General features: G+C 45.5%; 13 protein-coding genes and 1 pseudogene. 7 read left to right on the forward strand and 7 right to left on the reverse strand.

The genetic code is table 11. The annotated features are described in order from the left end of the window. Window positions 1-1,048: 1,048 nt before the first annotated feature. Entirely contained in the window at window positions 1,049-3,019 is a 1,971-nt protein-coding gene (locus KHO06_RS16815; RefSeq protein WP_005428910.1) for a replication initiator protein RctB domain-containing protein, read from the forward strand. Window positions 3,020-3,343: 324 nt separating this feature from the next. Here the strand turns inward: KHO06_RS16815 and KHO06_RS16820 are convergent, their stop codons facing one another. The 3 genes and pseudogenes from KHO06_RS16820 to KHO06_RS16830 form a co-directional block, all read right to left on the reverse strand. Continuing rightward, complete coding sequence (locus KHO06_RS16820; protein ID WP_212582942.1) at window positions 3,344-3,811, reverse strand: transcriptional regulator; 468 nt, start codon at window positions 3,809-3,811, stop codon at window positions 3,344-3,346. Continuing rightward, on the reverse strand, window positions 3,811-4,707 hold the full coding sequence (locus KHO06_RS16825; RefSeq protein ID WP_212582943.1) for an ABC transporter ATP-binding protein: 897 nt from the start codon (window positions 4,705-4,707) through the stop codon (window positions 3,811-3,813). The genes KHO06_RS16820 and KHO06_RS16825 overlap by 1 nt, the downstream gene beginning before the upstream one ends. Further along, window positions 4,704-5,558: pseudogene (locus KHO06_RS16830) on the reverse strand (ABC transporter ATP-binding protein). The gene KHO06_RS16825 and the pseudogene KHO06_RS16830 overlap by 4 nt, the downstream one beginning before the upstream one ends. Before the next feature lie 361 nt (window positions 5,559-5,919). Here KHO06_RS16830 and KHO06_RS16835 point away from each other — a divergent pair. Beyond that, window positions 5,920-6,117, forward strand: a complete 198-nt coding sequence (locus tag KHO06_RS16835) for a hypothetical protein (RefSeq protein ID WP_005428900.1) — start codon at window positions 5,920-5,922, stop codon at window positions 6,115-6,117. 164 nt (window positions 6,118-6,281) lie between these two features. Beyond that, window positions 6,282-7,340 carry a GTP cyclohydrolase II gene (ribA, locus tag KHO06_RS16840; RefSeq protein WP_080768327.1) on the forward strand — a complete coding sequence of 353 codons (1,059 nt, stop codon included), beginning with the start codon at window positions 6,282-6,284 and terminating at the stop codon, window positions 7,338-7,340. 80 nt (window positions 7,341-7,420) lie between these two features. Here ribA and KHO06_RS16845 read toward each other — a convergent pair whose 3' ends face one another. Then, window positions 7,421-8,176, reverse strand: a complete 756-nt coding sequence (locus KHO06_RS16845) for a transporter substrate-binding domain-containing protein (RefSeq protein WP_212582944.1) — start codon at window positions 8,174-8,176, stop codon at window positions 7,421-7,423. A gap of 68 nt (window positions 8,177-8,244) precedes the next feature. Here KHO06_RS16845 and KHO06_RS16850 point away from each other — a divergent pair, with 68 nt between their 5' ends. The 3 genes from KHO06_RS16850 (at window position 8,245) to KHO06_RS16860 (ending at window position 11,326) form a co-directional block, all read left to right on the forward strand. Next, complete coding sequence (locus tag KHO06_RS16850) at window positions 8,245-10,170, forward strand: ATP-binding protein (protein WP_212582945.1); 1,926 nt, start codon at window positions 8,245-8,247, stop codon at window positions 10,168-10,170. A 94-nt stretch (window positions 10,171-10,264) separates the two neighbouring features. Further along, window positions 10,265-10,474 carry a DUF3283 family protein gene (locus KHO06_RS16855; RefSeq protein ID WP_005428896.1) on the forward strand — a complete coding sequence of 70 codons (210 nt, stop codon included), beginning with the start codon at window positions 10,265-10,267 and terminating at the stop codon, window positions 10,472-10,474. A gap of 135 nt (window positions 10,475-10,609) precedes the next feature. Further along, window positions 10,610-11,326, forward strand: coding sequence for a YebC/PmpR family DNA-binding transcriptional regulator (locus KHO06_RS16860; RefSeq protein ID WP_005428886.1), 717 nt, complete (start codon window positions 10,610-10,612; stop codon window positions 11,324-11,326). Between the two features lie 83 nt (window positions 11,327-11,409). Here the strand turns inward: KHO06_RS16860 and rodA are convergent, their stop codons facing one another. The 3 genes from rodA to KHO06_RS16875 all read right to left on the reverse strand — a co-directional run bounded on the left by rodA (window position 11,410) and on the right by KHO06_RS16875 (window position 15,146). Beyond that, on the reverse strand, window positions 11,410-12,492 hold the full coding sequence (rodA, locus tag KHO06_RS16865; RefSeq protein ID WP_005428884.1) for a rod shape-determining protein RodA: 1,083 nt from the start codon (window positions 12,490-12,492) through the stop codon (window positions 11,410-11,412). Window positions 12,493-13,069: 577 nt separating this feature from the next. Beyond that, window positions 13,070-14,080, reverse strand: a complete 1,011-nt coding sequence (locus KHO06_RS16870; RefSeq protein WP_191116725.1) for a DUF2955 domain-containing protein — start codon at window positions 14,078-14,080, stop codon at window positions 13,070-13,072. Between the two features lie 10 nt (window positions 14,081-14,090). After that, on the reverse strand, window positions 14,091-15,146 hold the full coding sequence (locus tag KHO06_RS16875) for an HlyD family secretion protein (RefSeq protein WP_212582946.1): 1,056 nt from the start codon (window positions 15,144-15,146) through the stop codon (window positions 14,091-14,093). A gap of 119 nt (window positions 15,147-15,265) precedes the next feature. On the opposite strand from KHO06_RS16875, the gene KHO06_RS16880 reads away from it, so the two are divergent. Further along, window positions 15,266-16,186 carry a LysR family transcriptional regulator gene (locus KHO06_RS16880; protein WP_081233029.1) on the forward strand — a complete coding sequence of 307 codons (921 nt, stop codon included), beginning with the start codon at window positions 15,266-15,268 and terminating at the stop codon, window positions 16,184-16,186. Window positions 16,187-16,266: the final 80 nt, after the last annotated feature.

The raw sequence follows: 16,266 nt of genomic DNA on the forward strand, positions 1-16,266 counted from the left end.
AGAATAAAAATGTCACACTGTCACGTATTTACAATGTAAATCTAACGTTTTTCCGGAACGATTATAAAAAGGCACTAAATTACGGATAGTGTGAGATGAATCTAGTGTTTGATGGTGCCTCAGCGTTTTAATTTAAAAATACAAGGAAAACCAGCCTTGATCATGCGTCCAGTATGTTTAAGCATGAAAACAGCGATATTAAACGGAAGTATGATCAAGGAGTCTTCATGATCATACTTCCGGTAAGAACAGAAAATACGAAAGCATGATCAAGGAAGTTATGCGTCCTTGTACGCCGCACATCGATTTTTCAATGCGATCAATTTACTGGAAAAATGATCAAGTGTGTTTTGTCCTCGGAAGCATGATTTTTCACGGTCAATTTACGGCTGAATGCAGATAGACTGGGGGATAGAGGCAAAATCAGAGATAAAAACGTGGAAAGATGAAAATAAATCGAAAACAAAATGTAGAACGCGATATCATGATCATGCTTCCGCCAATTTCTAGATAGCAACAAGGAACAAGGCGGCTAGCTTAAAACTGAGGAATATTTCAGCATTTGCGTAAATTGTATTCACAGTTCATTGCAGAACGATGGAAAGCGACGCTCTTGATCATTGATCCGAAGGTAAAATGCCCTTGCTTTACAGCAAATCAGAACAAACTTTTCCAAGCCTTCACGGTATTTCTGTGGATAAGTTGTACAAACATCATGATCATCGTTTCAGGACCTTTTTGATCATCTTTTCAGAAACTTAATGATCATGCTTACGAGACTTTGTGATCATGCTTTCAGGGATTTGTTGATCATTGTTTCGGAATGTTCATGATCATAGTTCCAGAGCGCCACTTTGAAATAACCATTTAAAACATAGACTTACGCAACCAAAAATCTTCAGATCATTAGATCATATAAACAATAAGATCAGATTAATCAAAAAGATCAGTTATTTAAAAAACAAAGATTTTTTCTTTATTTATGATCTGTTTTTCTTTATTCTTCGGAACCATAGCAAAACTACGGCTAGTGTGATCTGGATCTAAAATGACCGCTGATGAAAAAATTCTGATTAAAGCGCCAAGAAGCCATAAGGATGGGCACCTTTTTGAGGTACACGAATCTTCTGCAGATTGGGTAGAACAATACCAACACTTCAAAGGGGTAACCAAGAGCATCTTAGAGTTGCTTAATCTGATCTCTTTACGAGGATTCAGCAGCAAAGACGGTTTGGTATCGACAACAGAAATTGTTGAAGCAACCGACGGTCAACTGACCAGAGCCGCCTTGCAACAACGCTTACGTGCTGCTGTGAACATTGGTTTGTTTCATCAAACACCAGTACGTTTTGAAGAAGGCCTTGCTGGCAAAACCATGCTGCACAAGTTCGTCAACCCGAACCAGCTCATCTCAGCGTTAGGTGCCACCAGCTTAGTTACAGAAAAAGTTCGTCAGAGCGAAAAGCAAAAGCGTTCTAAGGCCTTAGCGCAAACCCAAGTGAACAAGCGCCTGTTGAATGAACATGGTTTGAATACCCCACCGATGATGAAGGATGAAGCGGATCAATTTGTCGTTTCTCCAACTAATTGGGCAGGGATCATCGACCAAGCCTTAGCGCCTCCACGCACTCGCAAGAGTTACCAGAAATCCATGGTTTCGATCTCTGGCACCAAAGCCGTGATTGAAACACGATCGTCGAAAAACATCATGACAGTGGACGATCTGATGACCTTGTTTGCTCTGTTTACGCTGACTGTGCAATACCATGATCATCACAAAGATCAGTACCACATGGACGCGGCGCATGTGCCCAACAAAACACCGTTGTACATCACGGATATCTTGTCATTACGTGGCAAGAAAGACAGTGGCCCTGCACGAGATTCAATCCGTGACAGTATTGATCGTATCGAGTTTACTGATTTCCAATTGCACGAGCTCACTGGCCGCTGGCTGAGTGAAAACATGCCAGAAGGCTTCAAGAGTGATCGTTTCCGTTTTCTTGCTCGAACCATCACTGCATCGGAAGAAGCACCAACAGAAGGCGCTGACGGTGAAATTCGCATTAAGCCAAACCTTTACATTCTCGTGTGGGAACCGTCGTTCTATGAAGAACTGCTTACGCGTGATTATTTCTTCTTGTTCCCGCCAGAAATTCTGAAACAACACACCTTGGTGTTCCAGTTGTACTCGTTCTTCCGTAGTCGCATGGTGCGTAAACACACCGATTGCATGTTATTGAGTGAGCTGAACCAAAAACTGGCCCGTAACATCGAGTGGCGACGTTTCTCAATGGATCTGATCCGTGAGTTAAAGCGTTTGTCTGATGGCAAAGGGACAGAAGATCTTTTTGTTGTGAACTTATGGGGCTATCACTTAACGATCGAGACCATGATCGAAAACGGCAAAGTGATGGACTACCAAATCGACATCAAATGCGATGTGGAAGAAGTATTGCGTTACTCGCGTGCTCGTACGACCAACGCAGGAAAGCGTAATATGGCCCCTACGCTGCCAAACCCACTTCGTAATGAAATGGTTACGAGGCAGCAGCTAGACGAGCTCTCAGGCATCATAGACGGCGAATTTGAGCCTATTCAGCGTAAAGCTCCCTCTCCACGTGGTAATTTGGGCCGCCGAGTGAAGCAGAAAAAGCACCTAGTTGAGATCAATGCGGACGAGATAACCATTACTCTATCCAAATATACCTCTCCAGAGGCTCTAGAACGCAGTATAACGGCTTTATCGGCGATGACAGGGCATTCCTATGCCTCAATCAAAGAAGAGTGTTCTGACTTCATAGACAAGCTCGATTTCTTGCGAGTAGGGGATGCACCTCTGCCTTACGAGACATTAAGCAAAACAGTCGAGCTGTTTAACAGCCAAAACGATGTCAAACATCTCACCATTGAGCGTCTAATCGCAGGCTTAGCCGTTCGCCGAAAAGTGTGTCGCCAGATTTTTGAGGGACACATGGATGAGATGGTATTCAGAGCACTTGATGAAATGGCGATTTAATATGAATCAAGCGGATGCTTTTTGAGTAATAAGCATGACTAATTGGTTCAGAATGTAACAATGAATTGCACTGATGGAAATCAGACCTAACTCTTACAAATCACTGACATTGCGGTTCCGAGGGCAGACTAAGATTTATCCCGAATAGACAACCTTTTGTCCTTTCTGATGATTAATAGATTGGCTCATATTGTTACATTCATTCTGAATAGACTTCGCGAGTTTCTCCTCAAGAAACTCGCTTTTTTTTTATCTAAAATTCCTGTCTTGTGCATTCGGTAAATTCATTCGTAACCATCAAGCAACCTTGATCATCTTTCCAGATTAATGACGTAATCCTTGATCATGCTTCCTAGTTTCATTCCAATTTAACGATCGCATCAATGCAATGTGTGACTCGATCAAGTCGCTCGCCTGCTGCTGCCACTCATTTTGATCGTGTTGCTGATTGCAGAACTCTAGCGCCAGAACGGTCAAATGCTGCAAACGTTTGAGACACCAATCCTTGATAAGAATATCGGTCATCGGCTGGCAAGCCGCTTGTTCGAGTTTCGCACCGGTGTATTGGAGGGTTTGAAAGGCTTTTTGATGGTCATGATGCCTAGCATGTTGAAAGACTCTTAGGCAGCCATCTAACCAACAAGCGATCGCTTTACTCTGTTCGTCCGTCAACTCTGGACCAAACACAGCAACAGGCGCTTGGTATAAGATCGCTTCTAAGCTTTCTACTTGATCATGCTTCCGATTGTCGTACCAATCTGATAGTTGATCTTGCCAGGTCATCAAATCCATTAGGCTGCCTCAGTCCATTGTTTTACAAAGTGATTTGGTCCGATTTGATCATAGTCTTCGACCACAACGCTGCTGCGACTGCGGATCTCATCGGCATCTACTGAATAGTTTGGTTCACTTTCTACAAGGTTACCAAATGGCAGATCAGGATCTGGCACTGCAGAGATCAATAACTTAGTGTATGGATGCTGTGGATTCTTCAAGATCGCTTGAGTGTCTCCCCATTCCACAATTTGTCCTTTATACATCACCGCGGTTTCTTCTGCGATGTAATGCGCAGTCGCAAGGTCATGAGTAATGTACAGAAAGCCAATTCCTAACTCTTGCTTCATACGCTGCATCAGGTTAAGTACACCTAAACGAATCGATACATCCAGCATCGACGTCGGTTCATCAGCAAGAATGAGCTGTGAACCTACCGCCAGAGCACGGGCGAGATTGACACGCTGACGCTGACCGCCACTGAGTTCGTGAGGGAATTTGTTGAGCGTTTCCTCTGGCAGTTCGACCAAATCCAGCAGCTCTAGCAGTTTGGCTGGGATTTCTTTGTCACTCTTCACCTGCTTATGGATCTTAAGCGGTAATGAGCCAAAAGGATCTTGAAACACCATCTGAACCTTGCTGCGGTAGTCCTGAATCTCGCTGCGGGCAGTAATGTCGTTAATGTTTTTGCCGTTGAAAAGAATTTCACCATCGCTGGCTGGATACACCTTGGTAATCAATCGTGCACAAGTACTTTTGCCGCAGCCGGATTCGCCCACCAGCGCTAGGGTTTTGCCTGCATAAAGATCAAAGCTCACACCTTGAAGTGCGCGAAAGGTTTCTTCTTTGGCGAAGCCACCACCGACTTTGAATTCCTTGATCACGTTTTTCATTTGGATGATCGGTTCACTCATGCTGGTGCTCCTTCCATTTGTGGCTGTTTATGTACATCGTGAATATTCGGGAACGAAGCCCAAAGCTTTTGGGTATATTCGTGTTGAGGATGATTGCGGATTTCGTATGAGCTATTCACTTCAACAATCTTGCCGTGGCGCATGATGGCAATGCGGTCGCACAATTGGCTCATGAGCGCTAAATCGTGGGTAATAAAGAGTACTGAGAAGCCAAACTCATCACGTAACTGATAGATTTGCTGCAAGATTTCACGTTGAACCACCACATCGAGCGCCGTGGTAGGCTAGTCCATGATGATTAATTTGGGATTGAGGGATAGGGCAATCGCAATCACTAAACGTTGACGCATGCCTCCGGAGAACTGGTGTGGGTATTCTCCCAGACGATTTCTCGGAATGTTGACTAAGTCGAGAAGCTTCTCTGCACGGTCTTTGGCTTGCTCGTTGGTTAATCCTTTGTGGTGGCGTAATACGTCGGCAAACTGTTCTTGAACGGTGAGAACGGGGTTTAGCGAGTTCATGGCACTTTGAAACACCATGGCAATCTCGCTCCAGCGCAGCGTATTTAGCTCATTGTCAGGCAGACGAAGGATATCCTTGCCTTCAAATAGAATCTGTCCCCCAGAGATAAATGCAGGCGGCTTGTGTAGACGGTTGATAGAGAAAGCTATGGTACTTTTGCCACAGCCTGATTCACCCGCCAGACCAAATATTTCGCCCTTGCCAATATCGAAGCTTACCGATTTCACGGCATTAAAATCACCGTTGTCGGTGATGTAGGCCACGCATAAGTTTCTGATCTGAATGACGGGATCAGAGTGGAATGCCTGATTCAGGTTTAGTTCACTCATAATTACACCTTACCAATACAAAAGATAATTATTATCATTATCAGGTGTGTAAGGTTTGCGAAAGATAAAACCGTCTGATCAGTGAAGTGACTCGAAAGTTGAGTGTAATAAAAAGAATTTTTTCCGTTATAGAAGTGTGAATTTGTGGGGGAAAAATGAGAGCTGGATCAGCTCACTTTTCATAGGGGGAATTCTTCAAATCTAAACGCTAAAAAGCGGGTTTGCAAAAACTAAATGATGAATCTATTAACGAGTTGATGAAAGGTCGAAAGGGGTCACATTTCCCTACAGTTTTTCTTACCTCTGCATTGGTGGTTTGCTATAGATTACCCATCGAAAACATGGTGTGTTCGGAGGAAATATGTCCATTAATTCTATCGACCATGAAGAGATGAGCAACATCGCTCACAAATGGGAACTCCCAGAAGAAGAAACCGTTGTGAGACCTGAGAAAATCGTGAAATCAGCCGAAGCAAGACGTCGTATTGAAGCACTTCGTGAGATCCGTGAAAGCGGCTTGAGCATCGAAGAGGCAAGGGAACTTGGCTTAATTCACTAATTCTCGCACTGCGGAATAAAACCACGGGGTAGTCATAAGGCTGCCCTTTTCATTTTTTGTTTTATAACCCATTGTTTGACTTTCTTATCCTGCGTTACTAAACATTATATCAATAGCGATATGCTTTTTGTTGACTATTCAGTAGCAACGTCAGGAGTACGATTATGGTTGATCAGATCCTTTTCTACGAACCCGATGAATCCCACGGTTTCCTCTCCAATTTTTGCCAAGCTCCCATCAAAGTCTCTACCCAATCTTGGCCCACTAGCGAACACTATTACCAAGCTCAAAAATTCAGTGACCTCAAACTGCAAAACAAAATCTTCTTAGCCAAAAGCCCCGACGAAGCCTTTGCTTTAAGCCGCAAATATCAGCACCTAGTAAGAGAAGATTGGGATGAGGACAAACTCTCAGTGATGGCGTTTATCGTCCGTGAGAAGTTTCTGCAAAACCCTCAGCTTGCGAAACAGTTGATGCAGACTGGCAACGCGTGTCTCACCGAACATTCGCACAAAGATGCATTCTGGGGCGATGGGGGTGACGGTTCTGGAGAAAACCATTTAGGAGAGATTTTGATGAACGTACGTGCAGAGCTAAAGCATGTAAAGCCATATAACTTGGTGCGCTTTGTCGATAAAGCCAAACTGCCTACCCAATGGGGCACGTTTATCATGCATGGTTTTATCGAGAACGCGACGGGAAAAGAGCATCTGGCTTTGGTGTATGGTGACCCTGCAAACAGTAAAGCGCCACTGATTCGTCTGCATTCAGAATGTTTAACCGGTGATGCCTTGTTTAGTACTCGTTGTGATTGTGGTTTCCAGCTTAACCGTGCGTTGCAAAATATTGTCGAAGAAGGCTGTGGCGTGCTGCTCTATTTACGCCAAGAGGGAAGGGGAATCGGCTTAATCAACAAGATTCGTGCGTATCATCTTCAAGATGAAGGTGCCGACACTGTTGAAGCCAATGAGCGTCTTGGCTTTGCTGCCGATATGCGTGATTACGCGTTTTGTAAGGGGATGCTGGAGCATCTTGGAATCGATAAAGTACGTTTGATGACCAACAATCCACGTAAGCTTGCAGCGCTGAAGAAGGTGAACATCAATGTGGTTGAGCGGGTACCACTGCAAGAAGGCAATAATCCCCATAATCAACACTACCTTCAAACCAAAGCCAATAAGCTCGGCCACATGTTCGACCCCAAATTTGTCGAACAAGATTAATCTTAGAGACGATATAAAAATCAAACCGCCAGCTAATCGAAGCTGGCGGTTTTTGTTACAGATTGGGCGTGAGCGGCTAGCTAGATATATTTTTTGATGATGTCGTCGAGTTTTCCGGAACTTTTTAGTTCTGCTAGGCGTTTATTGATAAAGCTCTGCACTTTGGGGTTCATCTTAGGGGAGAAAGCGAGATAGATGGCGTAGTCTGGTATCACTGCGCTGAAAGATTGAATCTGGAAGTCGCTCATCGGCAGTTCTAAACGATGGATGTTGTACACGACGCGTGATTCCATTTCGACAAACGCGGTATCGCTAGGGGTTCGTTGTAAAACGCGATAGGCGGCCTCGTAATCTTTGACGCGCATTTCATTGACGGTACCGTTTTCAAAGAAAGGGCTGAGATTCGGGTAATCAAAGCCAAGCAGAAGCACAATTGAACGACCTTGCATGTGCTGCATATCGCTGAATTTGAATGGTGCTTTACTGCTCGATACCAATACGTGTTTTACAGTGTAAATAGGTTGTTCTGAGAGGTTTTCCGATTGAACCTTCCCCCACTTTGGGCTGCCGTAAGTGACCCAATTTTCTTCTCCCCCCGCTTCGAGTACCGAAATCATGCGCTTGAATGGGTAGGTGTGGTATTTCACTTCATAATCGGATTCGGCAAAGATAGCACTCACAATGTCTGTCACAATTCCTGAATGTTGTTCACCTTGCTGCTCAATTTGAAATGGTCTGGCTTGATCAGCTATCACGTAATAATTCACTTCACTTGCTATAGCGTAAGAGCTTAAGGCTATAAAACTACAGCCTAATGTTCGTAACAGTCCTTTCATCCTAACCTCGATTATTGTCGCGACCTGACTATATTTATATTAGCGCAAGTTTAAGGGAGCGATTTCATATGGAGATAAAAGAGCGAGCTCAGCGCCGATTTAGTATCGGAAATCAATTGATGCTGGCGATTTTTGTGTTGAGTTTAATCTTTACCATAATCAGCTCTTCCATCAGTTTATATCGTGATTTCAACGATGATCTTGCTCGTCTAGATAGTGAACTTGAGCAGGTTAAAACCAGTTACTTATCCAGTTTTTCTGCCAGTTTGTGGGTTGAAGATCGAGAGCTATTACTTACTCAGGCAGAAGGAGCAATGCGTTTACCCTCGGTGGATTATTTAAGAATTGCGACGCCAGATGAAGTGATCTTCGAACTAGGCAGCGCATTAACGGAAGATCGGATCGAGCGGCAGTGGCCCTTGCAATACGATATGGGGGTAAAAACTTATGATCTTGCTGAAGTCACTGTTCAATCGGATCTTACCCCGATCTATCAAGGGTTATGGCAAACCTTCTTTTTTCTGGTGATCGCGGAAGCGATCAAGATCTTCTTGCTGATTCTTGGTGTTTTGTGGGTTACGTTTCGCTTGATGGTTAAGCCTCTAGAGCTGCTCTCAGGGGCCGTAAGCGATTTCAGCGGGGGCCATGTACCAAGCAAAGTGACATTGCCCAAACGTTGGTTCTTTGATGAAGTCAGTTTGTTGGAGTGCAAATACAACCGAAGCGTTGATCGTGTCAGTGAACACCAATTAGAAATTGAACAAGCGCGCGATAAAGCTGAAGTCGCAAACCGAAAGAAAAGCGAATTCCTTGCCACTATGAGTCATGAGATTCGCACACCAATGAACGGCATTATTGGTATTGCTTCGTTGCTCGGAGATACCAAACTCGATGAGCAACAAAAAGACTTCGTATCCATAATCAATAGCTCTTCCAACTCGCTAATGGTGATCATCGACGACATCCTCGACTTTTCGAAAATAGAAGCGGGTAAGATTGAACTGGAAGCCACGACCTACAATCTACTCGATTTACTTCACGAGGTAGGGCGTCTTCATACCGTCAAAGCCCAGCAGAAAGGTCTACAACTGGTTTGTGATATCGACCCTCAGTTACCGTTAGAGGTGAAAGGGGATATGGGCAGACTCAAACAAGTGTTGAGCAATTTGCTCAGTAACGCAGTGAAGTTCACTGAGCGTGGACACGTCAAGTTGATGGTGTCACAGGTGAGTCGGAAAACAGATGTTGCCAGCGTGCATTTTCGAGTGGTGGACTCAGGCATTGGCATTGCTAAAGAAAACCAGCAAACGGTATTTGAGAAGTTTCAGCAAGCCGATGGCAGTACCACGCGTAAATACGGCGGCACTGGTTTGGGCTTAGCTATCTGCAACAGTTTAGTTGAAGTTATGGGCGGGGAAATCCGTCTGACCAGTGAACCTGGTCTAGGCAGCTACTTTGAATTCACCATTCCACTCAATATCGTCTGTGATAAGTCTATCTCTCCTCAGACGCCTAACGTGTTTGATTTTCCGAATGGGATGAGCAATGCGATTGCTGCTGAACATATCCAAACGACCAAAGATGAGGGCAAGCCTTGGATTCTGGTCGTTGAAGACACCGCGGTGAATCAGAAAGTCGTGCGAATGATGTTAGAGAAACTTGGCATGCAGGTGAATGTCGCCGAACACGGTGAAGATGCACTTCGACAATGCCAAACTCATCAGTTCGATTTAATTCTGATGGACTGCCAAATGCCAGTCATGGATGGATTCATTGCCACTGAAAACATTCGTAAGATGGGCGAGTGGGGACAGCAAGTGCCGATCATTGCTTTAAGTGCCAATGTAATTAAAGAAGATCAACAACGCTGCTTTGATGCAGGGATGAACGAATTTGTTGCTAAACCGGTGACAAAAGAGCGCTTGCAGCAAATCTTTGAGCGATACCTACCAGAGTCATTGCAAACGCGATCGAATCCGAAACAAGCAACTTGAAATTGATCAAGTAAAGTGCGTTTCACTTCTTAAAAGTCAAATCTGTGTGCTATAGTGCGCGGCTAGTATTTATTAAAGTACCTTGAGGCTGTGAATGTCGTTCAATCTATCCCTGTTACCGCCTGACGAGAAAAACAAAATCGAACTTGATAAACAAGCGTCTTTTTTGGTTTGGAAGCTTAAAGAAGCGAAATCTGGTCCAGAGGTAATAGAAGAACAGCTGTCTAAGATTAACGACGCTGACGAAAAAGTCTTTTTTCAACAGGCGGTCGATAAGTACAAACGAGTAATGGGTGTCGCATAAAGCGAACCGTGGCTCTGGTGTAAACCACAGCGGCGAATGAGGTTTCCTCCCCATTCCTTTGCAAGGTGAAAGGTAAAACTGTTCACTCTTTGCTAAAATCCTTCGCATTAAATTTGAATTTAGAGAGACATCCCGATGGGAAGAAGTTTTGAAGTGCGCAAAGCCTCTATGGCGAAAACTGCAGGCGCAAAAATTAAAGTTTATTCCAAATACGGTAAAGAAATTTACATGTGCGCGAAAAACGGTGGTGGTGATCCAGACATGAACTTGTCTCTGAAGCACCTGATCGCAAAAGCGAAAAAAGACCAAGTTCCTGCACACGTTATCGATAAAGCGATCGACAAAGCGAACGGCGGCGGTGGTGAAGACTACACACCAGCACGTTACGAAGGCTTTGGCCCTGGCGGCACAAGCGTGATCGTAGACTGTCTAACAGACAACGGTAACCGTACATTCCAAGACGTTCGCCAATGCTTTGTTAAAGTGGGTGCGAAAATTGGTGTTGAAGGCTCTGTTTCTCACATGTTCGATCACCAAGCGGTATTCCAGTTCAAAGGCGAAGATGATGAAATCATCCTAGAAACGCTAATGATGGAAGACGTGGACGTTACTGACGTTGAGCTAGAAGACGGTGTTATCACTGTATTCGCACCTCACACAGAGTTCTTCAAAACAAAAACTGCGCTTAACGGTGCATTCCCAGATCTAACGATCGACGTTGAAGAAATCACATTCGTTCCGCAAACTCACACGCCAGTAGCGGGTGAAGACGCAGAGAAATTCCAGAAGTTCCTAGACCTTCTAGATGACTGTGACGACGTTCAACAGGTATACCACAACGGCGAACTGTAATTCGGTTCTCCAGTTGTAAAAAGGCTTCCCGAGGGAAGCCTTTTTTGATCGTGTTGTTTGTCTTTTTTTATTGGGACTAGCGTTTAGGTGTTTCGATACTTGGAGTAACACAGAGACATGATCACGCCAAAACAGATGCCTTGGGTTAGCATCGCAGTACCACCGTAGCTAAAGAACGGCAGTGGGCTGCCCATTACTGGCAACAAGCCACTTACCATGCCTGTGTTGATGAAGGCGTAAAGGAAGAAGCTCATCGCCAATGCGCCGCTCACTAAGCGACTGAAGAAGTGCTCAGATTGGCACGCTAGCAGCATCACACGCGCCGTAATGAATAAATACAACGCTAACAACACCACACAACCAATAAAGCCCCATTCTTCTGCGTAGGTCGAAAAGATAAAGTCAGTATGGCTCTCTGGAATAAACCCTAACGTACCTTGAGTGGCATTCATCCAGCCTTTGCCTTTCATGCCGCCAGAACCAATTGCAATCAACGATTGGATGATTTGGTAGCCCGAACCCAGTGGATCCGATTCAGGATGCAAGAACTGCGTTACACGGCTCTTTTGATACGCTTCCATCACAAAGAACCAAAGTATTGGTGCCAGCGTTAGAATGCTCACTAAAAAGCCGCCAATTATCTTCCAGCTCATGCCTGCAAAGAACAGTACAAACAACGCGTAAATCACGGTGAAGATAGCGCCGTCCAAGTCTGGTTGTAAGGCAATCAAGCCCGCAGGCACAAAGGTGATCAGCAAACAGAAAGCAATTTTGCGAATGTCTGGTCGCCCACCTTCTAGATGCAGCATCCACGCGATCATAATGGGAATGGAGAGCTTGATCAGCTCAGAGGGTTGAAAGCGGAAGAAGCCAATATCAAGCCAGCGCTGTGAGCCATTGGTGCTATCACCAAACAGCGCAACGGCCGCCAAGAGCGAAACCGCAACCAGATACAAATAAGGCGCTGAACGTTGATAACTGGACGCAGGAATCGACGACATGACCAAAATACACACCAGCGTCAAACCGCATCGAGCGAGGTGCTTAAAGAGCATAGCTTCATTGAATCCACTGGCACTCCAGAGAGTGAGTGAACTCAATAGCATGATCGGAATGATCGCCATCAGCAGTGGCAAATCAATCCTAGGGAAGAAACGCTTGTTCATCTTCTACAACCTAAAAACGCCCCAACGCGGGGCGAAAACAACCAGAACTCTGCGAGCTCAAACTATTCCGATGCTAAGAATCCAATTTGGAGATAACAGACACCACGCAAAGGTGTGCAAGAGAGGAGTGTGCGACGCCGCCTGTTATGGGTAAGCTGACCTGAAAAGCCGTGGGATGGATAAATACACCAGGCTGAGGTTTTACGCCACACTTTTTATAAGGTTGAAATGGAAATTGGTACAGACAGCGCAATGAAATGAGCAGATATACCCAAGTGACTTCAAGATGCAGGATTCAGAGCGTTGTCACTGATTCAAGTTCAAGGAAAACAACGCAGCGTAATAACCATTTCTTTCCAAGTTGTTTGACGATGAAATTGCGTCAGTGACACGCTCCCAAAGGGCGAGTTGCCTTGGTTCGTATGCTTCGTTAACAATTTTTGATTTAGAACCACTAGATCTTCAAATTGTTGCCTCGCCTTCAAACCAAGTCATTCTCGCTGAACCTAGCACCTTGAGGTTACTTGGGTATAAAAGGAGTCGCCTTAAGTATTGAACACTTAAGGCGATGGCACGATTAGACTTGGGCTTTTTCCGGTTTGTGCGTGAAATGGTACAGCGCCCAAAGCACAAACAAAGTCACGGTAAGCTCCCAAGCTCGAAGGAAGGTGCTTTCCAAGCCCAGTTCGCTGCTGGTCATGTACAGCTGAATCGGCAGCATGGTCGCCAACAATGCATCAGCATGAACGTCTTTGGCTGAACCTTTCGCTTTTGCCATTGATGCGGTGATCATAAAGGCAAGCAGACCTAATACGATGGTGTAGTAACCGAACGTGGACTGATGCCCAGCCATTAGTAAGGTGAACACTACAGCTAATGCACAGCCGCCCACTTGAGTTTGAAAACGGCGATCAACCACGTCGATAAAGCTTTTGTGTGTGGTTTGAGTTGCAGCGGCAATCACTGGCACCAAACAAAACGTTGCTGAGATGATGTCGACAATCATCAAGAACGCCACGCCAAGCCCAATCAACGCGAGTGAAATTGCTCGGTTTTCAAACGTGACTGGCTCTTCTTCAAATGCTGGTGGTTTGCCGCCACGTTCAACAGGGAACAGAGTGACCATGGTTTTTGCGACGACCATGGTAATCAGCATCGACAGCAAGATCTCATGAATGCGCATCGGCATGTCCATGGTGGTGTGCTGAGCAAACACCACAATCAAAATCCAGTTAAAGGTTGGCATTAGCATCTGACCTTTCTTCGGCGGCGTGGTCGCTCTGCGGCGCATAAAGTCGAAGAAGAACAAGCTAATGGTCCACACCACAAACGGATGTTGTGAAAACACTTCAGTCACCACCAATGCTGCGCTTGCTGCTAATAACGTAGGTAGTAAGGTGCGAAGCAAACCAAGCCAAGAGTAGTCTTTGTTCTTGGTCATGATGATGGTTGGATACAGCGCCAGATAAACTGGAGAATCAAGGTTCAGTAGTTTGCCTAGCACCATACAAATTGTCACAGTAAGGGCGACACGCAGTGCTTCATTGCGCTCAGAACGACTTTGAAACAGGCTCTCGAAGGTCCACATGGTTCACCCCCTAATAGATGTAGCGGAACATCGCTACCAAGTGAATCCAAGCTGAGCCAATGACATCCATGATTGGATTGCCGCTTTCAACGATCACACTCGCTCGTGAACCAGAAATCATAGAAGGATCCAACTCGTTAACTGTAATGCGAGTACGCACTTTCTGTTGCTCACGGATCCAACGAGTATCATTGGTCACGCTAGAAAGCTGTCCATTAGCATTGTTGGTATCGTAAATCGCACGCTCTTGGCTGCTGACTTCTCCAGTAAATACTTCGCCCGGTAGCGCATCGAAGGACACCAACACTTCGCGACCATTCGTTAGCTTATCAATGCCTTTTTCGTTGAAGTCTGCACTGATCCACGCATGAGCTTCGTCCACCAGCATCAATGACGCTGTGCCTTGTGTGATGTAGCTGCCTGACTGCAGTTGCAAGTTCGTTACCACGCCTTCGGTTTGCGCCACGATTTGGGTGTGGCTTAAATCCAGCTCCGCACTGGCGAGTTTTGCTTCTGCTAGCTCAATCGCTGCCGTACGGTCTTGAGTAGAAAGCTCTGCCTCAATGCGTTTCACTTCCGCGTTTGCTGCTTCCACCGCACTACTGGCGACTTGTGTATTGGTGATCGCGTCATCAAGCTCTTGCTCGGTTGCCAGCCCTTTGTTGCGCAGTTTTTGGTTACGCGTCAGTTTTTGCTTCGCGTTGTGGTATTCAAACTCGCGTTGGCTTTGGCTTTGGGTTTGTTTTGCTGCTGCCAATTGTTGCCATTTCGCGGAATCTGATTCACGTGCTTGGCGCAGTTCGGCTTTCGCTTGTGCCACTTTCAATTGGTAGCTGCTGGCATCGATAGCAAACAGTGGCTGACCTTTTTCAACCAATTCACCGTTATTCACCATTACATCCGTAATCACGCCAGATACCTCCGGCGCAATGGTTGCGACATTACGATGCAGTGTCGCTTGGGTGGTGAAAGGGGAAACATTGTCTGAGGTGACTAAAAAAGCGGAGAACAAAGCTGCCGCTGAAAAAACAGTGTATATCGCGTATTTATAAAAATTTTCTTTCACGTCTGTACCTAGTATTCATTCGTTATTACGCGCCGCGTTCACGGCATATTCGGGTCTCTTTTCTACGTGGGCTAGGTTATACTCATCTAAAATTGGAAAAAATAACCAATGGAAGAAGTATGAATTCAATATTTGGAAACGTTGATGATCTGTACCTGTTTTGCTCAGTAGTTGAGCAAGGCTCTCTGCTCGCGGCGGCGAAAAAGCTCGAACTGCCGGTCTCTACTATGTCTCGTCGTTTATCGGCGCTGGAAGCGCGTCTAGGATTGAGATTGCTGGAGAAGAAAGGACGTGAGTTGGTGGCAACCGAGACAGGCTTACAGGCGTTTGATCAGCTCAGCAGTGCGATGTCGCAGATTGAATCCGGTATCTTGCAGCTCAATCAGCAAAGCCAAGAAGTGGAGGGGCGAATCCGATTGGTGATGCCAAGCCGCTTTTACAATGACTTAGTCGATAAGGTGGTTGAGGATTACATCAAAACCTATCCAAAAGTGACCATTGATCTGTTGCTTAGCCAAGTGAATTCGATTCCAGAAACCGATCGTGATCTAGTGGTGACGTTCGATTTGGATGGTTTGGACGACATGATCGCGCGCCCATTGTTTAAAGTAGAGCACGCTTTCTTCGTTAGCCCTGAATATCTAGCGCAAGCGGGCGGCAATATTGAAACCTTACAAGATTTAGCCAAGCAGGATTGGGTAGCCAGTACGCACACCACGCAAGTGCCTATCTATCAGAAAGACAAGCTGGTGGACATGCTCAACTGCAAGCCGCGCTTAGTGGTCAATGACATAACCGCGGTGATCAAAGCGGTGGAAAACGGTTTGGGAATTGCGTCAATCCCATTACGCCACGTTAAGCCTGAATTGAATCTCGTGCGCGTCGCACCATCCTATAGCCGCGGGGATCGCGAAGCCTATTTGGTTTATCGTCAGCGTAACTATCAGCCTAAAGCGCTGACCTTAATGGTCGAAGCGATTTTGCAGGCTTCAGAGGAGCGAAACCATTCATCCTCTCTCAATACCATTCACTCCGCATAACTGCCATTGGTCGCATGTAAAAGCAGCGTGCGATCTTCTCCCTTAATCTGAAACCATCAAATCACGTTCAACTAAGGACA

Origin of the sequence: Vibrio sp. B1FIG11 (assembly GCF_905175335.1) — a bacterium.
In the GTDB taxonomy this organism is placed as follows: domain Bacteria; phylum Pseudomonadota; class Gammaproteobacteria; order Enterobacterales; family Vibrionaceae; genus Vibrio; species Vibrio campbellii.